This window comes from Kitasatospora sp. NPDC059827 (assembly GCF_042731675.1).
Lineage (GTDB): Bacteria > Actinomycetota > Actinomycetes > Streptomycetales > Streptomycetaceae > Kitasatospora.
Genome location: NZ_JBHWIV010000057.1, coordinates 36,407 through 57,001, shown reverse-complemented (window position 1 = coordinate 57,001; position 20,595 = coordinate 36,407). Strand labels below are relative to the sequence as shown.

Below are 20,595 nucleotides of genomic sequence, written 5' to 3'. Positions count from 1 at the left end.
CCGGTGACCAGGGGACGGGCACCGGCCGACCGCCCTCCGGGCGTCTCAGCCGAGCAGCTCGGACAGCATCGCCTGGGTCTGCTCCGGAGCCATCGCCGCGCCCACGGCGTACGCCGCCTCGAACGCGGCCTCGCCCAGCAGCCCCCGCAGGGCGGCGGACGACCGCTCCCGCTCCACCTTGTCCAGGTAGCCGCCCTTGGGACCGTTCAGCCCCTTGTGCGCGCCGAGCAGCACCACCGCCCGCCGGGCCCGCTCCAGGTCGCCGTCCCGCTCCGCGAAGGAGCGCAGCACGCCGACCACGGCCGGCACCACCATCACCGTCATCTGCTCGGCGAAACCGGCCGCCACGGTCACCGAGAGGAGCATCCGACGACCCTCGCACAGCAGGGCGAGCCCCGTGTCCGGGTCCCCGGCCCGAGCCGTGATCCAGCCCCGGGTGCTGACCAGCAGCCCGCCCACGACACCCGGCATGAAGCCGCCCATGCCGATCCCCTCCAGCGCGTCCAACCCGTCCAGGGCCTGCTGGAAGTCGCCGCGCTGGGCGTGGAGGCCGCTGAGCGTCAGGTGGCCGATCAGCAGGGCACCGGTGGTGGACTCGTTGAGGCCCGTGCCGTCGATGGCGGCCAGCGCCTCCCGGACGATCCGCTCCCCGCGCTCCATGTCCTGCTCCAGCAGGGCGTTGCCCAGGCTCACCCGCAGCATCGGCACCTCGTGCGGCGCGCCCAGCTCCTCGGCCAGCCGGATCGCCCGCTCGTACGCGTCGGCGGCGCCCCGGGAGTCGCCCCGGATGGCCAGCGACTCACCGCGGACCGCCAGCGCCTGGGACACCCCCCAGAGGTCACCGGCCTCCTCGAACAGCTCCAGGGCGCGCAGACCGTCCCGGACGCCCTGCTCCTCGCCGTCCGGCCAGTCGTTCAGCATCCTGGCCCGGACCTGGAGGGCGAACGCCAGGTCGTACGGGTCGCCGTACAGCTCGCAGCCCCGGACCGCGTCGTCCAGCAGGCTCTTCATCAGCTCCAGGCGGCCGGCCAGGAAGGCCGCGAACACCCGCATCAGCGCCGGGAACCGATAGGCCTGCGGCAGCTCGGTGGTGTAGCTGTCCAACAGCCGCTCCGCCGTCCGGACCGCACCGGCGTCGCCCAGGATGTCCAGGTTCCCCTCGAACATCCCGAGCAGCAGGAACATCGCGACCAGCCGGCGGGCCTCCTCGACCACCCCGTCGGGCATCGGCAGGTCGTACGAGAGCACGTTGCGCTCCAGCGGCACCGGCGCCGGGGCGTCCGGGCCGAACGGGTCCGGGCCGAGCGCGGCGATCGCGGTGTACCAGCCGCGCGCCTCCAGGCTGTAGCCGCGCAGCGACCAGTACCAGCCCAGGCCGACCGCGATGACCAGCGCCTGCTGCTCGTCCGCGAGGTCGATCGCCCGGCGCAGCGCCGCCCGGATGTTGTCCTGCTCCCGGTCCAGCACCGTCAGCCAGTGCAGCTGCCGCGGGCCGTGGATGTTCTGGTCGGCGGTGGCGACCAGCCCGCGGAAGTGCGCCAGGTGGCGGGCGCCGGTGGCGTCGCGCTCGGCGACGGACTCGGCGAGCCGCTCGGTGGCGTACTCGTGGATGGTCTCCAGCATCCGGTAGCGCGGCTGGACGCCGTCGTCGGCCAGATCGGCCACCAGCAGGGACTTGTCGACCAGGGAGAGCAGCAGGTCGGCGACCTCGCCGGCGACCACCTCGGTGCCATCGGCGCAGATCGGCTCGGCGTCCTCCAGCTGCCAGCCGCCCGCGAACACCGAGAGCCGGCGCAGCACCGCCCGCTCCCGCTTGCCCAGCAGCTCCCAGCTCCAGTCGACCACCGCGCGCAGCGTCTGCTGGCGCGGCAGCAGGGTGCGGCTGCCGGCCGTGAGCAGGGCGAAGCGGCCGTCCAGGCGGTCGGCGATCTGCCGGGCCGTCATCACCCGCAGCCGGGCGGCGGCCAGTTCGATGGCCAGCGGCAGGCCGTCCAGCCGGCGGCAGATCTCGGCGCAGGCCTCCGGGTCGCTCTGCGGGTCGAAGCCCGGACGGGCGGCCGCGGCCCGCTCGGTGAGCAGCCGCAGCGCCACCGGGTCGGGCAGCGGCTCGACCGGCACGACGGTCTCCCCGGGGACGCCGAGCGGCTCGCGGCTGGTGGCGACCACGGTCAGCCCGGGGCACTCGGCGAGCAGCGTGTCCACCAGATCGGCGGCGGCCTGGATCAGGTGCTCGCAGTTGTCCAGGACCAGCAGCATCCGGCGCTGGCCGCAGTACTCGACCAGCCGGCGCACCGGGTCCTGGGCGCGCTTCTCCATCACCTCGGCGACCATGCTGCTGGCGTGCAGCACGATCTCGCGCATGCCGAGCGCGGAGACCACGGCGGCCGGGACGGCCTCCGGGCTCTCCAGCGGGGCGAGTTCGGCCAGCCAGACGCCGTCCGGCCAGTGCCCGGCGGACTGTTCGGCGCGACCGGCCTCGACCGACAGCCGAGTCTTGCCGGAACCGCCCGGACCGGTCAGGGTGACCAGCCGACTCGTCGCCACCAGGCCGCGCAGGGCGATGAGATCGCCCTCGCGGCCGACGAAGCTGGTCAGCCGGCCGCGCAGGTTCCCGGTGGCGCGCGGGAGTTGGGGCGCCGGGGCGGGGGGCTGCGGCTCATGCGGTCGGACCGGGGCGGCGACCGGGGGCGCTGTCGCGGCCGGGGCCGGGGCCGGGGCCGGCGTCGGCTCGGCCGAGCCGAGCAACTCGGCGTAACAGTCCCGGAGTTGACGGCCGGGGTCGACGCCGAGCTCGTCCGCCAAGGCGCGCCGGGTGCGCTCGTAGTGGCGCAGTGCCTCGGCGGTACGGCCGCTCCCGTGCAGCGCCCGCAGCATCAGCAGCTGCAAGGGCTCGTCCAGCGGCTGCCGTTCGCACAGCTCGGCCAGTTCGGCGACCAGCTCGGCGGCCCGGCCCAGGCCGAGGTCCGCGGTTATCCGGTGCCGGCGGGCCTCGTCCCGCTGGGCCTCCAGCCGGGCGGCCGCGGCGGCGCGGTCGGGCAGGTCGGCCAGGGCGGGACCGCGCCACAGCGCCAGGGCGGCGCGCAGCCGCTCGGCGGCCAGCGCGCTGTCACCGGCGTCGAGGGCGTGCCGGCCCTCGGTGCTCAGCCGCTGGAAGTCGGCGAGGTCGGTGGCCGGCTCGGCCAGCCAGTACCCGGCCGGCCCGGAGCCGACCCGCTCCCGGCCGATGGTGCGGCGCAGCCGGCCGACCAGGGTCTGCAGGGCCGCGGAGGAGTCCTGCGGTGGCTCGGCGTCCCACACCTCGTCCACCAGCAGGTCGGCCGGGACCGGCCGGCCCTGCCGCAGGGCCAGCGCGGTGAGCAGCGCCCGCAGCCGGGCCCCGCCGAGCGGGACCGGCGTGCCGTCGTCGTGGTGGGCCGTGGTGGTACCGAGGATGCCGTAGTGCACCGGACCATTCTGGTCGATGGACGGCGGCGTGGCCGCACAATTGTGCCGTCCCCTCCCCCGGCCCCGGGGCGCGTCGGAACCGGACGCCTCCCCTCGGACGTTCACCCTGGACGGCTTGTCCGGCCACCGGCCCGCCCGGCATGATCGGTCCCAGCCGGTATCCCCCTTCCCTCTGTCCACGGAGCACCCACAGATGACCTTCGCCGCCACGCCGCGCTCCCGCAGCGAGGACCGCCGGATCAGTCCGGTGTTCTGGGTGCTCCTCGCCACCCTGGGCACCTCCGCCTGGGCGGTGTACTCCGGCTACGGCAACGCCTCGTTCGGGGTGTTCCTGTTCGTGATCTCGGGCTGGATGGTCTCGCTCTGCCTGCACGAGTACGCCCACGCCCGCACCGCCCTGCACGGCGGCGACATCACCGTCGGCGCCAAGGGCTACCTCACGCTCAACCCGTTGAAGTACGCCAACGTGCTGCTCAGCTTCGTGCTGCCGATCGTCTTCATGATCCTCGGCGGCATCGGCCTGCCCGGCGGCTCGGTCTGGATCGAGCGCAGCCGGATCCAGGGCCGGCTCAAGCACAGCCTGATCTCGGCGGCCGGGCCGCTGGTGAACGTGGTGATCGCGGCGGCGCTGCTGATCCCGATCGGCGCGGGCTGGCTGGACGACCCGACGGTGCACGCGGTCTGGAACGGCTACGAACTGCCCTACTCGCCGTTCTCCGGCGCCCTGGGCTTCCTGGGCTTCCTCCAGCTCAGCGCGGCGGTGCTGAACCTGCTGCCGATTCCCGGCCTGGACGGCTACGGCATCGTCGAGCCGTGGCTGTCCTACAAGACCCGGCGCGCGGTCGAGCCGTTCGCGCCGTACGGGATGCTCGCGGTGTTCGCGCTGCTGTGGCAGCCCGAGGTGAACACGTTCTTCTTCGGGATCGTCCACGACCTGATGAACCTCTTCGGCGTGGACACCGACTACGCGACGCTCGGCCGGTACCTGTTCAGCTTCTGGAAGAACTAGCCCTGCTCGGCGGTGGCCGCCGCCTCGGCGATCTTCGCCTTGCGGCGGTTCAGCCAGAGCACGTTGCTCGCCACACCGGCCAGCGGGAGCCAGATCAGCCCGATCCAGAAGCCCTCGACCATCGAGACCACGGCGGCCGCCAGCGCGAGGACGACGACGAGCAGGGCGAAGAGGGACGTGCGAGGCATGGCGCGGAGCTCCTAGGACCGGGTGCGGACGGCCGGGGTCGGCCGCCACCCATTGTCGCCGACCTCACCTCCGGAGCGGGTCCAGGGGTGAGGTCGACACGAACCTCCGACTGCTACACGTCGGTGATCCGCAGGCCCGCGTGGGCCTTGTAGCGGCGGTTGACCGAGATCAGGTTCGCCACCAGCGCCTCCACCTGGTGGGCGTTGCGCAGCCGGCCCGCGAAGACGCCGCGCATGCCGGGGATCCGGCCCGCCAGGGCCTGCACGACGTCGGTGGCGGCCCGCTCGTCGCCGAGCACCATGACGTCGGTGTCGATCCGCTCCACCGACTCGTCCTGGAGCAGCACCGCCGAGAGGTGGTGGAAGGCGGCGGTGACCCGGGAGTCCGGCAGCAGGGCGGCGGCCTGCTGGGCGGCGCTGCCCTCCTCCGGCTTGAGCGCGTAGGCGCCCTGCTTGTCGAAGCCGAGCGGGTTGACGCAGTCGACGACGATCTTTCCGGCGAGGTCCTCGCGCAGTGCGGTCAGGGTGGCGGCGTGGCCGTCCCACGGGACAGCGATGATCACCACGTCGCTCTCCCGGGCGACGGTGGCGTTGTCGGCACCGCGCACGCCGAGGCCCAGCTCGGCGGCCGAGGCCTCGGCCCGGGCGGCGTCGCGGGAGCCGATGATCACCTGCTGGCCGGCCTTGGCCAGCCGCAGGGCCAGGCCGCGTCCCTGGTCTCCGGTGCCGCCGAGGACACCGACCACCAACTGCGAGACGTCCGGCAGCTCATGGGCCGGGTTTGTCGCTGAATCGAGGGAAGTCATGGGCCGATCTTCCCAAACCGCGGGCCCGGCGCGACATCCTGGCCCGCATGGACGCAGTGAGAGTTTCGGCACTTCGTGAACGACTCACGGGCACCGGCTGGTTGGAGGCGGTCGGCGGCTTCGCCGGTGCGCTGCGGCGCTCGGTGGACCGGCGCGGGGCCGGTGAGCTGCTGCTGGTCGGCACCGAGGCGTACGAGCCCTGGCACCTGGCCGCCCACCTGGAGGACGAGGCCGCCTGGTCGGCCGTCCCCCGGCTGGCGCCCACCCTGCTGCGGCACGCACCGCCCGCCGCCGCCCCGGCCCACCTGGCGCACGGTCTGCGGCGGCTCACCGAGGCCGGGCGCGGCGCCACCGTGCTGGTGGTGGCCCCCGGCGCGGCCGGTGCCCCGCTGCTGGAGCGGGTGCAGGACGCCCGTCGGCAGGGCGCGACCGTCCTGGCCCTGGACGGCGCCGGCCCCACCACCCCGGCCGATCCCACCGATCCCACCGACCTCGCGGGTCTCGCCGACCTCGCGGGTCTCGCGCACGAGCGGCTCGCCGTCGGCACCGCCGCCGAGGAGCCCTTCGACCTGGCGCAGCACCTGGTCAGTGCCGCCGCAGGGCAGCCGGTCGGCCGCCGCTCCGCCCTGGACCGGCTGGCCGACCTCGCCGGCCGGCTCACCTCACCACCGGCGTTCACGCGCTGGTGATAAATCCGTTGCGGGCCGGGAACCGACCGTCCGAGGATGGTCGTTCGTGAACGACGACGAACCACCGCCCGCCGGTCGGGCGCGCACCCTGCTGCGCTCGCTGGCGCCCGACCTCTCCCCCTGGCGCGCCTCGCGGGACTTCCGCTACCTGTGGACGAGCGGCTTCGTCACCAGCTTCGGCAGCTTCCTGACGTACGTCGCCGTTCCGATGCAGATCAAGGAACTCACCGACTCCTCCTTCGCGGTGGGCCTGATCGGCGCCGTCGAACTCGTTCCGCTGATCGTCTTCGGCCTCTGGGGCGGCGCCCTCGCCGACGCCCTGGACCGCCGCAGGCTGGTGCTGCGCTCCGAGGCCGCGCTCGGGCTGCTCGCCGGGCTGCTGCTACTCAACGCCCTGCTGCCGCACCCGGTGCTCTGGCCGATCTACCTGGTCGCCGCCCTGGTCGCGGCCTGTGACGGGCTCCAGCGCCCGGCGCTGGACTCGCTGCTGCCGCGGGTGGTCGCGCACCAGCACCTGTCGGCCGCCTTCGCCCTCAAGTCGCTCTACCACAACGTCGCTTCGGTGGCCGGTCCGGCGCTGGCCGGTGTCGTGGTGGCGGTGTCCGGGGTGCAGACCGCGTACGCGCTGGACGTGCTGACCTTCGCGGTCTCGCTGCTGCTGCTCGTCCGGATCAGGGCGGTGCCGCCGGCCACCGGCGCCGAGCGCCCGTCGATCCGGGCGGTGCTCACCGGTGTGCGGTACGCGTGGAGCCGCAAGGACCTGCTCGGCACCTACGCGATCGACCTGTGCGCCATGCTGTTCGCCTTCCCGGTGGCCGTCTTCCCTTTCCTGGCCTCGGACCTGGGCGCGGACTGGGCGCTCGGCCCGATGTACGCCGCCGCCGCCATCGGCGGCCTGCTGGTCGGTGCGACCAGCGGCTGGACGTCCCAGGTGCACCGGCACGGACGGCTGCTGGTGGCCGCCGCGGTCGGCTGGGGCGCGGCCATGACGCTGGCCGGACTGTCCGGCAGCGTCTGGGTGGTGCTGCTCGGGCTGGCCCTGGCCGGTGGCGCGGACGAGATCAGCGGGATCGCCCGCGCCACCATGTGGAACCAGTCCATCCCGGACGAGGTGCGCGGCCGGATGGCCGGCGTCGAGCTGCTCAGCTACTCCGTCGGGCCCCAGCTCGGCCAGGTCCGGGCCGGCACCATGGCCGGCCTGATCGGCGTCCGCGCCGCCGTCTGGACCGGGGGCCTGGCCTGCGTCGCCGCCGTCCTCGCCCTCGCCGCCGCCCTCCCCCGCCTGCTCGCCTACGACGACCGCACCGACCCGCACACCGCCGCCGTCCGCGCCGAACACGAACGCAACGCCCTCGACACCCCCGCCCCGGCCTGACCGCCCCGGGGCGGGTGATGGACCGTCAGGTGCCGTAGATCGTGGAGCGGTGGCCGACGTGGACGACCCACACCACCAACTGCCCGTTGTCGATCGTGTAGACGACACGGTAGTCGCCCACGCGCAGGCGCCGACGGTCGGGCTGCGACACGAGTGCGGTGGTGTTGCAGCCGAGCGGATCGCCTTCCAGTTCGGTCAGCTTGGCCAGGATCCGGAGCGCCATGTCACGGGGGATCTTGCGGAGTTCGTCCCGGGCCTCGGGCCGGAAGACGGTGCGGTACTCACTCACTGCGAGCCAGCGTCTCCCTCATGACGTCCTCGATGGGAACGCCCGGCGAGGAGTCGGCCATGCGGGCGTCGATGATCCGGTTGATCTCGCGCTCCTCCCACTCCTGGTACTTCCTCAGGACCTCGATCGACACGACGGCGGCGACCTGCTTGCCCCGACGCGTGATCACGGTGGGGACGTCGTCCCGATCGGCCCGCTCCACGACCTCGGCCAGGTGCGCGCGGACATCGCGGATCGACTCCATGGGTAGCGGTTGCGTCATGTGCCCAAGCGTACCCGATGTCCTAGGTGTACACCTGGGCGCATGGATGGCGCCCCTGACAGCCGCGCCGCCCCGTCGTGCCGCCCCCTCGTCACTCCTTGCCCTCGTCCTTGGGGCGGTCGTCCCAGCGCGGGTCGTTCTGCCACTCGCGGTTGCGTTCGTTCGCGATGTCCAGGGCGTGGGCGGCCTCCTCGCGGGTGGCGTAGGGGCCGAGGCGGTCCTTGGCGGGGCACTCGGGGCCCTCCTCGACCTTGGCGTGCTTGATGCAGTAGAACCATTCGCCGGGTCGGCCGGTCGGCTTGCGGTGGAATCCGAGGGGCATCGCGTTCTCCCGTCCAGACATGGGGGTCGGTACCGATCATTCCCCGGGCGGGGCCGCCGTGCACACCGCGCGGGAACCGCCGGGTGGCGGCGGGGGCGGCGACTAGACTCGCCGGCATGGCTCTCGTACCCGGCATCCAGTCCCCCACCCGCAAGGTCCCGGCGCACATCGCGCGCCCCGAGTACGTCGGGAAGCCCGCCCCGACGCCGTACACCGGGCCCGAGGTGCAGACCGCCGAGACGATCGAGAAGATGCGGATCGCGGGCGGGATCGCGGCCCGGGCGATGGAGGAGGCGGCGAAGCTGATCGCCCCCGGTGTCACCACCGACGCGCTGGACGCCGTCGCCCACGCGTACATGTGCGACCACGACGCCTACCCGTCCGACCTCGGGTACCGCGGCTTCCCCAAGTCCGTCTGCACCTCCGTCAACGAGGTGATCTGCCACGGCATCCCGGACTCGACCGTGCTGCAGGACGGCGACATCGTCAACATCGACGCCACCGCCTACATCCACGGCGTGCACGGCGACCTCAACGCCACCTACCTGGTCGGCGACGTGGACGAGGAGTCCCGGCTGCTGGTCGAGCGCACCCGGGAGTCGCTGAACCGGGCGATCAAGGCGGTCAAGCCGGGCCGTCAGATCAACGTCATCGGACGGGTCATCGAGTCCTACGCCAAGCGCTTCGACTACGGCGTGGTGCGGGACTTCACCGGACACGGCATCAACACGTCGTTCCACTCCGGCCTGATCGTCCCGCACTACGACAGCGAGCGGGCCACCGAGGTCATCAAGCCCGGCATGACGTTCACCATCGAGCCGATGCTCACCCTGGGCACCTACGACTACGAGATCTGGCCGGACGGCTGGACGGTCGTCACCAAGGACCGCAAGCGCACCGCCCAGTTCGAGCACACCCTGGTGGTCACGGCGGACGGCGCGGAGATCCTCACCCTGCCGTGACCCACCCCGGTGGGCGCCGCTAGCCGATCAGCCACTGCTCCTCGGCGACGGCGCCCACCTCGGTGCAGGCGTCGGTGAGCACGTCCAGGACGCGCAGCGGGTCCGGCAGCGGCAGTTCGGGCCCGCGCAGCCACCGCACCTCGGAGCCGTCCGGCAGCGCGGCGGGCGGGAGCAGGGTGTACGAGCCGCGGCAGTGCCAGCGCAGACCGGGGTGCTCGGACACGGTGTCCGGGGTGGAGTCGAGGGCGCTGTCCCACCACTCGTCCTCGTCCTGCGGAGTACCGCGGGTGGCGGTGAAGAAGAGGTAGCGGTCCTCGCCGACGGCGGCGACCGGGCCCTCGACGCCCAGCGCGGTCAGCCGCTCCAGGGCGAGCCGGCCGGCCTCGGCGGGGACGTCCAGGACGTCGTGCACCCGGCCGGTGGCGGTGACGAAGTTGGCCTGGGGGTCGCGGGAGAGCCAGCGGGAGAGCTGCTCGGGGTCGGTGGTGGCCTGGGTCTGCCAGGCGAAGGAGACCGGGTGCCGGGCCGGGGCCGGACAGGCCACCCGGTCGCAGGAACAGCGGTAGCCGGCCGGGTGGGCGGCGGGCGCGAGCGGGAATCCGGCGCGCACGGCGCCGAGCAGCTGTTCCAGTCTGGCGGCCGGGTCCGCGCCTCCCGGGCGGGCCCGCTCACGGTCACGCTTCTGCCACCAGGTCGTCCACCTGCTGCCGGCTTCCATCGTGCCCCTTCCGCGCAACTGCCGTGCCTGGTGCGACACAGCGTTCGACGTACCACTCGGACGCAACGCGCGGCATCCCCCGCTGCTTCCCGGGGCGGTGCTCGGCCCTGCTGTCCGCGCCCCGCCGACCGCGGCCGGGGTCACCGGACGGCCGACGCCCGGGTCTCGGTACGCCTGTCGCGGCAGCACGCTGTCCGCGCCGGTGACGGCCGGAGGGCACACTGACTCGCGCCTCGCCCGGCCCGTACGGGGCCCGCTGACCCGGGGTGGACCCCGGGGGCGTACAGGAAAGGATAGGGGTGCGCGGGGCCTGCGGATGACCGGGGGCGGTGCCTCTCCGGTCACACCCCGGCCACGCGGGCCACACTCCGGGCACCCGGCCGTCACCGCGCCTCCGCTCCCGGGTGCTCCCGGCGTGGCCGCCACGTGGAGGTGAGACCCTGGAGGGGTGAAGAGCGCGGACACCGAATTCGTCGGCGGGCCCCTGGACGGGACGGTCCTGCCGATCCCGCTGGGGCCGATGCTGGGCGTGCCCAAGAAGTACAAGGTCCCGGTCCCCGCGCAGGGCGACTCCCCCGCGCGCACACTGGTGTACGTCCGGAGCAAGCAGGTGCGGGGGCTCAGCTGGTTCTGGCGCTACGAGTACGACGAGGCGGCCTCCACCGGCGTCGGCCCCACCGGGCCCGCGGAGGCGACCGGACCGACGGAGCCGACCGGCCCCACCGGGCCCGCGGACTGACCGGCCGCCCGTTCCCCCTTCGCCCTCCCCGGGAGGTCGGCATGGCCAGGACGGTTCCGCACCCCGAACGGCACGGCAGGAGCCGCGCGCGGGCGGCCGCCCACCACAACCGGCAGGTCGCCTGGGTGACGGGCGCCCTGCTGCTGGTGGTCTGCCTCTACAGCGTCACGATCGGGCCCGACGGCTGGCTCTGGTTCGGCTGGGCGGTGCTGCTGCTCGCCTGTGTGGGCCTGTTCCTGGTCCGCCCCTGAGCAGCGGCACCGCCCGGGCCACCGGCCTGCGCCGGGACCGGCCCACCGCACCGGTCAGTCGTCCTCGGCGAGGACGAGGTACAGCTTCTTGCGGGCCTCGGTCAGCACCGCCAGGCCCTTGGCGCGCTGCGCCTCGGTGCCGGTGCGCATGACCTGCTGGACCGCCTGCTCGACCGCGACGAGCGCCTGGCCGACCTCCTGGACGGCCTCCCAGTCGACCTCCCGGCCGGCCTCGGCCCACGGCTCCGCCGGTCCGGCCTCGGCCTCGGCGCGGCCCCGCTCGGTGAGCGAGACCAGCCGCTTACCGCCGACCTCCTCCGCCGTGATCAGGCCCTCCTCCTCCAGCAGCTGGAGGTTCGGGTAGATCGAGCCGGGGCTGGGCCGCCAGGCCCCGTTGGTCCGTTCGGCGATCTCGGCGATCATCTCGTAGCCGTGCATCGGCCGCTCCTTGAGCAGCGCCAGCAGCGAGGCCCGGACGTCGCCGCGCCGGGCCCGGCCGCCGCGCCGCCCGTGCGGGCCGCCGCGCCGGCCGCCGTGGCCGCCGAAGCCGTGCCCGAACGGGCCGCCCATCGGCCGGCCGGGGCCGAAGCCGCCGAAGGCCGCCCGCCCCTCGAAGCCGCCGGGGCCCTCCCCGGGCATCCCCCGGAACTCCGGACCCGGACCGCGACGGCGTCCGCCGCCGCGCGGGTCCTCCACGCGAAATCGCATTCCCGAGCGCATGGCGCCCACCTCCTTGAGGATTCACCTCGTTTCCGAGACAGTCGAGTCACTGTCTCGATAGTTCGACGATATATCGGTGACTGTCGCTCGTCAACGGATCCCGATACGGTTCCGACACGGTTGCGACAGGCCGCGCGGGCCTGGGGCGAACGGATACGGTGACGGGCATGTCCGGTGAACGAGACCTTGCGACCCTGCTGCGCGGGATGCGCCCGCAGCTCAACCCGGGGCGGTACGTCTACTGCACGCTCCCCGCGAAGGTGCCCGCCGGGATGCGGCCGGTGGTGACGGTCGCCGAGCCCGAAGGGGTGACGGTGGTGGTCACCCAGGAGGAGGCCGACGCGCTCGGGCTGCGCTACGAGTACGTGGCCGCCTGGATCACCCTGCAGATCCACTCCGCGCTGGAGGCCGTCGGACTCACCGCGGCCGTCGCCGGGCGCCTCGCCGAACAGGGCATCAGCTGCAACGTGGTGGCCGGCTTCCACCACGACCACCTGTTCGTCGCCGCCGACGACGCCGACCGCGCCGTCCAGGCACTGGAACAGCTCTCCGCCGACTCCGGCTGACCGCTCCCACCGGCCCGCCCCAGCGGCCCGCCCCGCCGGACGGGCCCACCGGGTGGCCGCCGCCGGGCGCGCCTTCGAGACTGGAGGGAGCCGCCCCGCCAGGGCCGGCCCCCACCGGAAGGAGACGGCCGCCATGGCCATCTGCGTCACCTGCGGCAACGACTACTGGCTCGCCTTCGAGATCAGGACGGTCACCGGCGACACCTACACCTTCGACAGCTTCGAGTGCGCGATGGAGAAGCTCGCCCCCCGCTGCGAACACTGCAACGTGCGCATCGTGGGCCACGGCGTCGAGGTGGCCGGCATGTTCTTCTGCTGCGCCAACTGCGCCCGCGTCAACGGCGGCCTCGGCGAACAGATCCGCGACGCCGTCGGCACCCACCCGGCCTGAACCCGGCCCCACGACGCGAAAGGCCCTCCGACCCGTTGCGGGTCGGAGGGCCTTCGGCTGTTCGGGGGACGGAAGAGTCGGCCTGTACGCGCGCTCTTGGCCGATCTGTCCAGGGCGCCAGACCCCTTCGCGGTGCCCAGCGCGGCGAGCGGACGGACTGGCTTGGTCTGCCTGGCCGTCACGTAGTCAGCACCGATACCGTCGTCCACCCCAGCCTTGGCGTTGGCGCATCTCTGGGCAACGGCCGCGACATAGAAGGCAACACGAGACGACAGGCGGGAACGGTCAACTGCCGGATGGGGGGCAACAGACGGCAACGGCGAGCCCGATGTCGCCGAGACGGGGCCTCCGCCGAGCGAGCACTACCCAACTCAGTGCCGGGCGGACGGGCGGCCCGCCGCCGTACAAGCGGTGGAAATCCTGTTGCCCACCCCAGCTCGCTGCCGCTTCCATTACAGAATGGAGACGACAACTCGCTCTCTGAGCATGGCATTTCAGCGTGACGGCTACTGCGTCGTGCCCGACGTCCTCAGCGCCGGGCACGTTCGCCGCTGGCGTTCGCTGATCGCGGACCATCTGGTGGACCAGCCGCCCGCGCCGGGGCTCACCGGCCCCTACTTCCTGTGGCCGGCTCTTACCCACCACGCCGCCCTGCGGGCCCTCTACGAGGAAAGCGGCATCAACAGCGCCGTCCGCCCGTTCCTGCGGCCCGACCTCGCCCTGCCGGACCCGGAGGTCGCTCAGCTGGCAATCACCCTGCCTCCGCACCCACGCCACCCCGGCGCCCCACACATCGACGGTCTCACCCCCACCGAGGACGACGGCCGCCCCGGCACATTCACCGTCCTGGCCGGCCTCCTACTCACCGACCAGCGCCAGCACGACCGCGGCAATCTGTGGGTGTGGCCGGGTACGCACCTGAGCACGGCAGCGTGGCTGCGCCGCCATGGCGCGGACGCACTGCGCGACGCCGCTCCCTACCCGCCCGTGGACCTGCCCGCCCCGCTCCAGGTGACTGGCGCGGCTGGAAGCCTGGTCCTCGTCCACTACCTCCTCGCCCACAACATCGGCGGCCACTTCGGCACCGCCGACGACGAACGCCGTGAGACCGTGTACTTCCGGCTGCGCGCAGTCGGCCATCGCGAGCGCTGGCGCGCAGCAGTGACGGACCCGCTGTCGGAGTTCGCGCTGCCGGATTAGTCGGGGCTTCGTCACGGGCGGCGCGCGATGATCGCCTCCGTGCGGATCGTCTGCTCGAAGGTGCCAGACGGGTCGAAGGCCAGCAGGGCCTCGCGGACGTCGTTCACGAACGCCTTCGTATCCGGGCCGAGTTGGCGCGGGCTGCTGTAGCTGTAGGAGAGCTGCAGGCCGGCCACCTCGTCCGCGGTCCGGGTGATCGTCCGGTCCCAGTGTGCGGTCTCAATCCGGGAGTACGGGGAGCGGGCCAGCACGTCCTGGTGGCGCTCGGCCGGGTGCGCGTAGGTGCCGCGCCCGGCCCGGCGCTCCGGGCCGAGGTATCGAACCCGGACCTCCCTGATCACCTCCGACCAGGGCTGCGGCGCGATGTCGCCCCGAGGCCCGCCGGAGGCCAGTACGATCGCACCCCCCTCATCGATGAGAGCGTCCAGATCCCGGGCGACGGCGACACGATCCATCCAGTGGAAGGCGGCTCCGACGGTCACCAGCCGTAGCGGCGGCAGGTCCATGCTGGCCAGTTGCGCCGCCTCGCCCAGACGCCACTCGATGTTGGTCACGCTGGCGGCTGCGGCGAGCGCTCGGGCCTCGGCAAGCATGCCCGGCTGCGGATCGACGGCAATCACCGAGCTCACCAGGCAGGCCAGGGGCAGGGCCGCCGCTCCAGTGTCGGTGCCCAGATCCAATGCGCACCCGGTTCCGTCAAGGCCGATGCGTTCAGCGACGTGGGTGAACATCCGCTCGTCGTAGCCCGGCCGATAGGCCGCGGCGAACTCGCCGGCAATGGTCGCCCCAGCGAGGGCAGTGTGTTTCACCACCGACGACGCGGTGATCGTTCTGGCAGGTGTTCTCACCGTTACACCGACGACCAGCCTCGGGGTTGCTGGTTCGCCGATACCCTGGGCACATCCATCGCCGAACTCCTCACCCGGAATCCGGACATGGACCTGTCCAGGTCCTCATCACCGCGCAAGGCCCCGTCGCTGCAGACCACGCGCTTGTGCCCGGCTCGTCGGTTTCCACCCGTCCGGGGGCTGTCGCGCGGCTGGTGCTCCTCCTCTACGTAGACGCCCCTCAGCCCGCACTACCAGCCACCCGCGCGCCCGCCCCGGCGACACTGACGTCACGACACACCATCCTGCCCGCACGGGTTGGCCGGGTTCGAGCCGAACATGCGCGATGCGATTTACCTCCCGACGATGAAGCTGAGCACCTCGGGCATGAACTCTTCTTGTTCCACCTCGAAGCCACGTGTTTCCACCTGCTCTGCGAAGCGTCGAACTTGGGGTGCGACGGCAGTGTCCTCGATGAGCCGCCGAAGAGTTCTGGATCCCGCATACATCCGGTCGCGCCGGGCTCTGGCACCCGGCATCAAGCCGACGTCAACAACCACTGCGTGTGGAACACTCGCGATCACGAGACTAGCGATATGGACGCCGTCGGTGTCGGCGTCAGGGACCACCCAAGCCCTTGGGCAAGTTGAACCGAGATTCAACAGCACGTGGTGGAGCTCTTCACCGCTGAACCCACTGCACCAGACGACCACGTGATCTGGGAGGTGCCGGGCCAGGAATGCTGCTGCCTCCTTGTTCTCCACGACGACCAGCTCAGTTGCGCATGTGTTCAGCACCATCGGATCTGAGGTGAACGGCACCGTGACCAGCACGCCGAGCCCCTGCATCTGAAGGTGGCCGCGCCCTTGGCGGATGGTCAACGGTCCCGAGATCGCCAGTTCGGGGTACTTGAGGACGCCGAGTCGCTCGCGGACGGCCTTGTTCACCCCAATGTCGGTCAGGGCTTTGTCAGCATCGACGGCCTTTGTGTCGTTTCGCAGTCGGCTGGAGAAGTCCCGTACTCCGAGGAAGACCTCGCCGCTCAGCAGGGCGCGAGCGGCTGCGACATAGAGGTCCAGCCGCCCCGCGTCGCGTGGTAGTTCGAGAGCGGCAGCAAGTGGCGCAGCCTCTGGTTCCTGTCTGCGGATCTGCTGTGCGAACGAGAGTGCTTCCGTTTGGAGTTCGGCTCGACGATCTACGGCGTCGCCCTTGGCTCTGGCGGCGTAGGTACGGGTGGCTTGGGTCTGTTCCCACTCCACGAAGTCGCCCGCCCGTTTGTCGAGGCCCGGCGGCTTGGTGGTGACTGTCACTACATCAGCGAGGATCAGAGAGCTGAGCTGCTGGAGTGCGGGGTAGCGGCGGGTGACTGTGACACCTCGTCTGGTGGGAGAGGCGAGGACGAAGCGGCGTTCCTTGTCGTCCATGGAGTCGAGTGCCTGCTGCGCGGCTTCCGGTGCCGGTGGCCGAATGGGCTTGATTTTTAGTGCTACCAGGCGAGAGCGGCCTTTCACAGCTCCGTCTTCGTACCGTTCGCGGTAGACGGGATAGGCGCCGAGTCCCGTCGGCAAGCCTTCGACCGGGGCAGCCGAGGTGCTGATCACGGTGCGGGTGCAGTTCTCGCTTTCGGGAGTGCTCACTGCATGTACTCCCTCGGGATGCTGCCGGAGATGGCGGGAAGGTCGACGTCCAGGTCGCTCATGACCATGGGCTCAGCATTGAGAATGTCGCCGGGGTAGCGCGACAGGTTGATCAGCGTCGAGCAGTGGGGGCGCAGAGAGTTGATGTCCTGGCTCTGTACGGCGAGGATCACGGTGATCCCGTAGTCGCGTGCGATGCGGCGCAGGGCTTTGGCGACTTCGCCGACGTTGCGCGTGTCGAGGTTGTTCCCCGCTTCGTCGATGATCAGCATGCGTCCTGCCGGTGTGCCGCCGGCGACGAGGGTCGAAGCGGCGAGAAAGGCGTGGAGGATGACGTACTCGGCGGTGTTGCGGTCGCCGCCGTGATAGGGGATGGGGTCAGACCCGGGCTTGGTCCACTCAGGGCGGACTTCCCATCGCAGGGGGTCTTCTGGGGCGGTGGGCGCACGGTGACGTACATTCAGCTTCACCCGGCTCTGGCCGGCCGAGTCCAGCAACGAGTTCAGGCGGTTCTCGGCCTCCGCGAAGAGCGCCTGGAGGTTCTTGATCAGCGTTTCCCTGTTGCCCTCGCTCCATTTGATCGTCTCGGCGATGGAGGTCTCGGATGCTTCGAGGGCCTTGCGGCTGCGCTCGCTGCGGGCGGTGATCGCCTGTAGTTCCTCTTCGCCGCCTCCGCTGTGGAAGTCGATCCACCGACGGGCCGGTGCGCAGACGTCGTGGAACGACCGTGCCCTCTCGCCGGGGTCGGGAACGCTCTTCAGCCAATCCAATAGGATCTCGGCTCCCTTTCGGACCTGCGCGGAAACGTCTGAGGACACGTCGTCCACGCGGTCGGATGTCAGGGCCTCCTCTCGGCGCGTACGTGAGCATCCCGCAAGGTCCAGAGCCGTACCGATCTTGTCCCGGGCGGCCCAGAAGGCAGCCTCTGTTGAGGGCCGCTTGCCCTGGGCGTTCACGAGCGCGTGGGCAGTCGTGGCGCCTCCGAGAAGGGCCTCTCCCAGCAGCCTCAGCGATTCCGTCAAGCCCGCGACGACGGCGCGCTGGTCATGTTGCTCCTTCTTCTCAGCGAGGGCCTTGGTCTCCGCAGTCGCGATCCGCTCCTTGATGGACTTGATGTCCTGCGCGGCCGACTTGTAGGCGTCCGCCGCCTTCGTGCTGCGGATGCGAGCCTTCGTTTCAGCGGCTTTGGCGTCCTCGATATCCGCCTGCATTGTGTCCATCTGGCTATTCAACTCTGCGACTTTCACCCTGAGTTCGATCATCAGCGCGGCGGTTCGGCAGCATTCTTCCCAAGCGTCGGCGTCCTCGCGATCGCGCTTGGCCTGTTCTTCCATCCGCTGCGCGGCCTCGCGCTCTCCAACAGCTCCCTCTAGCCGCTTCCTTGCTGCGGCCGTCCTGGCTGGCCGGTCCGTCATGGGCACCTCGAAGCCGCCGTACAGGCGAAGACCTAGAGGTCCGTCCTCGACCGCATGAGGGCCATCCGCAGCACGGACCCGCGCTTCCAGGGCCGCCAGGAAGGCGTGATCCAGAGGAAGGGTCACGCCTGGTGGCGAAAGCTGGTCCATCGGGAGCAGCGAGGAGCCTGGGAGGAGCTGTGCCGCTGCAAGGGTCTTCTCGACGGCCTGCAGGTCGGCTCTCCGAACGATGACTGTGTCCGCGTGGGCGGAGAGGCGCGCCTCCCACTGGTGGCGTTCGTGGTCCAAGAGGTCAGCCAAGCTGATGGCGTCCAGCAGCGGCGTTGCCGGCAGGTCGGCGCGTTTGAGAGCGGTGACGATCTCGCCCGCTCGCCCCGATTGCCCTTCCGCTTCCTGTTCGTAGGCGGCGCGTAATGCCTTCTCATTGGCCTCGGCGTCCCGTACCGCGTCACGGGCGTTGACAGCGGCTTCATGTGCCTCTGCCCGACCGGCCAGGGCCTGCTCCAGCGCACCGGCGTCGCCTCGGTCAGCCCGCTCGGTGATCTCCGCGATCCGACGTCGCAGCAATCCACACTCAGCCTCGATCCCTCCAAGGCTTCGGGTCAGGTCAGTGCTCTTCGCTTCGGCTGTACGCAGAAGGGCGCTGGTTTCCCTGACTCGGCGGGCGAGTTCATCGGTGTCCTGGCAGATCTCGAGCTGCCCTTTCAGGACATCGATTTCCTGCCTGGTGGCTTCCAGCTTCTCTCCTGCTTCTCGTGCCCTGTCCGAGGCAACTTCGCTGTTGTGTTCGTCGGCGACGATGCGAGCAGCGAGGTACAGGTTCCAGTCGGCCTCGGCCTCGTCGAGCGTTGCGCTTGCTTCGAGCATGCGGGAGATCGCCTTCAGGGTGATCTCGTCCTGTTGCTCCTGTCGGCGCAAGGCCTCTTTGTCGGTTTCGAGGCCGCGCCGGTGCTCGAAGATCTCCTGGCGTGTTCTCTGCTCGTCGATCAGGAGCTTCTTCTTGCCCGCCAGGCTGATGAGCATGTCCGCGAGGGCTTCTGGTTTGTGAGGCTGGCCGGCCGAGGCGAGGATGCCGTCGTCGATGCTCTTCTCGCCGCGCTTGCGGAGGTAGGCGAGGCACCGGGTGCCGTTGCCGAACAGCGCCTCGGCATACTTGCCGGACGTGAGTGCGGGTCCGGCAAGACTGTTCCACACCTCCGTCGCGTGAGTGGCGCAGTCCTGCTCGGTGGGGCCAGCCGCGAGGTGAATCCCGGGTGCGAACTTGACCTGAACGAACGGGTCCGTACGTTGGATGCGCATCCAGACGGTCACCGCGGTGGTTCGGGGTTCGCCGTCCTTCCAGTAGACGCTGATGATGAAGCCGTGCGGCGCATCGGAGACCTGGTTGGTCTCGGCAGCATTGTGGTTGAACAGAAGGTTGCGGGCGTGGTGTCCAATCCCCCCGCGAAGCCAGTCCGCGTCGGCGTTGGCCAGGGCGATGGCACTCGCCATCATCGATTTGCCGACCCCGTTTGATCCTCCCTCTGGTCCCGTGCCGGTCAGCAGGGTGACGTCGGCTCTGCCCACGGGGATGACGGTGCTGGGGTGACGGCCGATTCTCACGAGCTGGAACAGTCTCAGGGATTTTGCGCCCACGGCGCCCAATGCCTCGAGTGGCATGCCGAGTTGCGGTTCTTCTGTCACGCGGCGGCTCCTGTGTCGGCTGATTCGGCGCGGTGGCGTCGGCGCAGCTCGTCTGCGACGAGGCTGTCCGGGTCGGCGAGCATGATGGCGTTCTCCCGCAGCCTCTTGGCTTGTTCCGGGGTGAGCCGTTGAAGGAGTGAGTCCTCAAGGTGGTTGCGGTGGTCGATGAGACCGAGGGTTCGCAGCCGAGGCAGGGCGTCAGCTATGTCCTTGACGCTGAGGCACTGGCGGCCATCAGGTCCCTTGTGGTCCCGTAGACGGCTCTCCATCGTTCGGCCGCGTATGGCGGCGCCACCGGATTCGGGGATGAGTCGGTCGTGGAGGTAGACGAGTGCGAGCACTGCGAGGTCTGTGGTGGTCAGGCTTGCGAGCGGCGCCCGGAAGGTCGGGAGGACAGACGGGTGCCAGCTGCTGATGTAGCCAGTCACCTCTGATCGGCCGCTATCTCGAATGGTGGTGACCTCGTTAAGGGTGCGGCCGAGGGTGGCGAGAAGTCGCTCGATCTCTCTCCTGGTCCCAGGCTCCTGGAACTGCTCCCAGTCGCGGGCCGGGAGTGGGGCGTCGGCGGCTTCCAGCGCCCGAACGCAGTCGATGGCATCGTTCTCAACCCATGACGACTTGGCTGTCACGATTTCCGGGGTGTGAGGGGTCGGCGCGCTGTGCCGTTCGTCTCCGCGGTGGGGATAGGAACGATGGCGTCGCAGCTGTGTGGCGGCGTGGGTAAGCACGGCGTGAGTCGAAGGGCTGAAGGTTGCCGCGCCAGGACCGAGGCGCACTGCACGCTGCGGGAGGAGTTGCAGCAGCCCGGCGTGCGGGAGGGTGCGCTCGAGTGCTGGTACGGCCCAGGTGTGTGCTTGTTTGTCGGTGCAATCGCGAAGCAGGGCCACAATGTCGGCGAGCGGGCGCTGGGGTGGCTGGTCTCTTTGACTCAGGAGGGTGTAGGCCGCAATGAAGGCCACGACTTCCTTGGGATTGAGTCGATTTCGAGGAAGGCGGGGATTGTCCGTGGATGCCGCCGGCTCTTCGCCGGACCAGCCAAGGACAGCGAGCATTTCGCCGCCTTCCTGCTCCACTAGGTGGACGCGCAGTCCGGCCTCAGTGG

General features: G+C 71.0%; 22 protein-coding genes. 10 read left to right on the top strand and 12 right to left on the bottom strand.

The genetic code is table 11. The features are described from left to right. Nucleotides 1–45: 45 nt before the first annotated feature. The gene (locus ACFV8H_RS28955) at nucleotides 46–3,444 is read right to left on the bottom strand and encodes a BTAD domain-containing putative transcriptional regulator (RefSeq protein WP_380405728.1); all 3,399 of its coding nucleotides are present in this window, start codon (nucleotides 3,442–3,444) and stop codon (nucleotides 46–48) included. Nucleotides 3,445–3,637: 193 nt separating this feature from the next. Here ACFV8H_RS28955 and ACFV8H_RS28950 point away from each other — a divergent pair, with 193 nt between their 5' ends. Then, on the top strand, nucleotides 3,638–4,453 hold the full coding sequence (locus tag ACFV8H_RS28950) for a site-2 protease family protein (RefSeq protein WP_380405725.1): 816 nt from the start codon (nucleotides 3,638–3,640) through the stop codon (nucleotides 4,451–4,453). Here the strand turns inward: ACFV8H_RS28950 and ACFV8H_RS28945 are convergent. Beyond that, nucleotides 4,450–4,641, bottom strand: a complete 192-nt coding sequence (locus ACFV8H_RS28945; protein WP_380405722.1) for a hypothetical protein — start codon at nucleotides 4,639–4,641, stop codon at nucleotides 4,450–4,452. The two genes, ACFV8H_RS28950 and ACFV8H_RS28945, sit on opposite strands and share 4 nt — an antisense overlap. Before the next feature lie 113 nt (nucleotides 4,642–4,754). After that, complete coding sequence (gene npdG, locus ACFV8H_RS28940; RefSeq protein WP_375892651.1) at nucleotides 4,755–5,447, bottom strand: NADPH-dependent F420 reductase; 693 nt, start codon at nucleotides 5,445–5,447, stop codon at nucleotides 4,755–4,757. Nucleotides 5,448–5,494: 47 nt separating this feature from the next. On the opposite strand from npdG, the gene ACFV8H_RS28935 reads away from it, so the two are divergent. Together ACFV8H_RS28935 and ACFV8H_RS28930 are read left to right on the top strand one after the other, a co-directional pair. Then, complete coding sequence (locus ACFV8H_RS28935) at nucleotides 5,495–6,136, top strand: hypothetical protein (protein WP_380405719.1); 642 nt, start codon at nucleotides 5,495–5,497, stop codon at nucleotides 6,134–6,136. Nucleotides 6,137–6,182: 46 nt separating this feature from the next. Next, entirely contained in the window at nucleotides 6,183–7,511 is a 1,329-nt protein-coding gene (locus ACFV8H_RS28930) for an MFS transporter (RefSeq protein WP_380405716.1), read from the top strand. Nucleotides 7,512–7,536: 25 nt separating this feature from the next. On the opposite strand, the gene ACFV8H_RS28925 is transcribed toward ACFV8H_RS28930, so the two are convergent. From ACFV8H_RS28925 to ACFV8H_RS28915, 3 genes are all read right to left on the bottom strand, one after another. Beyond that, nucleotides 7,537–7,800, bottom strand: a complete 264-nt coding sequence (locus tag ACFV8H_RS28925; protein ID WP_380405713.1) for a type II toxin-antitoxin system RelE/ParE family toxin — start codon at nucleotides 7,798–7,800, stop codon at nucleotides 7,537–7,539. After that, nucleotides 7,793–8,062 carry a type II toxin-antitoxin system Phd/YefM family antitoxin gene (locus ACFV8H_RS28920; protein ID WP_380405710.1) on the bottom strand — a complete coding sequence of 90 codons (270 nt, stop codon included), beginning with the start codon at nucleotides 8,060–8,062 and terminating at the stop codon, nucleotides 7,793–7,795. The genes ACFV8H_RS28925 and ACFV8H_RS28920 overlap by 8 nt, the downstream gene beginning before the upstream one ends. Nucleotides 8,063–8,153: 91 nt before the next feature. Continuing rightward, on the bottom strand, nucleotides 8,154–8,384 hold the full coding sequence (locus ACFV8H_RS28915) for a hypothetical protein (protein WP_380405707.1): 231 nt from the start codon (nucleotides 8,382–8,384) through the stop codon (nucleotides 8,154–8,156). 116 nt (nucleotides 8,385–8,500) lie between these two features. Between ACFV8H_RS28915 and map the strand changes: the two genes are divergently transcribed. Beyond that, complete coding sequence (gene map, locus ACFV8H_RS28910) at nucleotides 8,501–9,346, top strand: type I methionyl aminopeptidase (RefSeq protein ID WP_375888004.1); 846 nt, start codon at nucleotides 8,501–8,503, stop codon at nucleotides 9,344–9,346. A gap of 19 nt (nucleotides 9,347–9,365) precedes the next feature. Here the strand turns inward: map and ACFV8H_RS28905 are convergent, their stop codons facing one another. Further along, entirely contained in the window at nucleotides 9,366–10,064 is a 699-nt protein-coding gene (locus ACFV8H_RS28905; RefSeq protein ID WP_375888002.1) for a bifunctional DNA primase/polymerase, read from the bottom strand. A 448-nt stretch (nucleotides 10,065–10,512) separates the two neighbouring features. On the opposite strand from ACFV8H_RS28905, the gene ACFV8H_RS28900 reads away from it, so the two are divergent. Together ACFV8H_RS28900 and ACFV8H_RS28895 are read left to right on the top strand one after the other, a co-directional pair. Continuing rightward, entirely contained in the window at nucleotides 10,513–10,803 is a 291-nt protein-coding gene (locus ACFV8H_RS28900) for a hypothetical protein (protein ID WP_380405704.1), read from the top strand. Nucleotides 10,804–10,844: 41 nt separating this feature from the next. Then, the gene (locus ACFV8H_RS28895) at nucleotides 10,845–11,054 is read left to right on the top strand and encodes a hypothetical protein (RefSeq protein WP_375887998.1); all 210 of its coding nucleotides are present in this window, start codon (nucleotides 10,845–10,847) and stop codon (nucleotides 11,052–11,054) included. A gap of 54 nt (nucleotides 11,055–11,108) precedes the next feature. Here ACFV8H_RS28895 and ACFV8H_RS28890 read toward each other — a convergent pair whose 3' ends face one another. Beyond that, the gene (locus tag ACFV8H_RS28890) at nucleotides 11,109–11,693 is read right to left on the bottom strand and encodes a PadR family transcriptional regulator (RefSeq protein WP_380405701.1); all 585 of its coding nucleotides are present in this window, start codon (nucleotides 11,691–11,693) and stop codon (nucleotides 11,109–11,111) included. A gap of 248 nt (nucleotides 11,694–11,941) precedes the next feature. On the opposite strand from ACFV8H_RS28890, the gene ACFV8H_RS28885 reads away from it, so the two are divergent. From ACFV8H_RS28885 to ACFV8H_RS28875, 3 genes are all read left to right on the top strand, one after another. Continuing rightward, nucleotides 11,942–12,340: an ACT domain-containing protein gene (locus ACFV8H_RS28885; RefSeq protein ID WP_380405698.1), complete on the top strand. Its 399-nt coding sequence runs from the start codon at nucleotides 11,942–11,944 to the stop codon at nucleotides 12,338–12,340. Between the two features lie 133 nt (nucleotides 12,341–12,473). Further along, nucleotides 12,474–12,731: a Prokaryotic metallothionein gene (locus ACFV8H_RS28880; RefSeq protein ID WP_375887995.1), complete on the top strand. Its 258-nt coding sequence runs from the start codon at nucleotides 12,474–12,476 to the stop codon at nucleotides 12,729–12,731. Between the two features lie 486 nt (nucleotides 12,732–13,217). Further along, nucleotides 13,218–13,931, top strand: coding sequence for a phytanoyl-CoA dioxygenase family protein (locus tag ACFV8H_RS28875; RefSeq protein WP_380405695.1), 714 nt, complete (start codon nucleotides 13,218–13,220; stop codon nucleotides 13,929–13,931). 11 nt (nucleotides 13,932–13,942) lie between these two features. On the opposite strand, the gene ACFV8H_RS28870 is transcribed toward ACFV8H_RS28875, so the two are convergent. From ACFV8H_RS28870 to ACFV8H_RS28855, 4 genes are all read right to left on the bottom strand, one after another. After that, the gene (locus tag ACFV8H_RS28870) at nucleotides 13,943–14,779 is read right to left on the bottom strand and encodes a class I SAM-dependent methyltransferase (protein ID WP_266269172.1); all 837 of its coding nucleotides are present in this window, start codon (nucleotides 14,777–14,779) and stop codon (nucleotides 13,943–13,945) included. 332 nt (nucleotides 14,780–15,111) lie between these two features. Then, the gene (locus ACFV8H_RS28865; protein WP_380405692.1) at nucleotides 15,112–16,395 is read right to left on the bottom strand and encodes a hypothetical protein; all 1,284 of its coding nucleotides are present in this window, start codon (nucleotides 16,393–16,395) and stop codon (nucleotides 15,112–15,114) included. Continuing rightward, nucleotides 16,392–19,493 (bottom strand): hypothetical protein, encoded by a 3,102-nt coding sequence (locus ACFV8H_RS28860; protein WP_380405689.1) that lies wholly within the window; start codon nucleotides 19,491–19,493, stop codon nucleotides 16,392–16,394. Before ACFV8H_RS28860 ends, ACFV8H_RS28865 begins: the two co-directional genes overlap by 4 nt. Next, nucleotides 19,490–20,122, bottom strand: a complete 633-nt coding sequence (locus tag ACFV8H_RS28855; RefSeq protein ID WP_380405686.1) for a hypothetical protein — start codon at nucleotides 20,120–20,122, stop codon at nucleotides 19,490–19,492. Before ACFV8H_RS28855 ends, ACFV8H_RS28860 begins: the two co-directional genes overlap by 4 nt. 63 nt (nucleotides 20,123–20,185) lie before the next feature. Between ACFV8H_RS28855 and ACFV8H_RS28850 the strand changes: the two genes are divergently transcribed. Then, nucleotides 20,186–20,569 carry a hypothetical protein gene (locus ACFV8H_RS28850; protein ID WP_380405683.1) on the top strand — a complete coding sequence of 128 codons (384 nt, stop codon included), beginning with the start codon at nucleotides 20,186–20,188 and terminating at the stop codon, nucleotides 20,567–20,569. The last annotated feature ends 26 nt before the right edge of the window (nucleotides 20,570–20,595 follow it).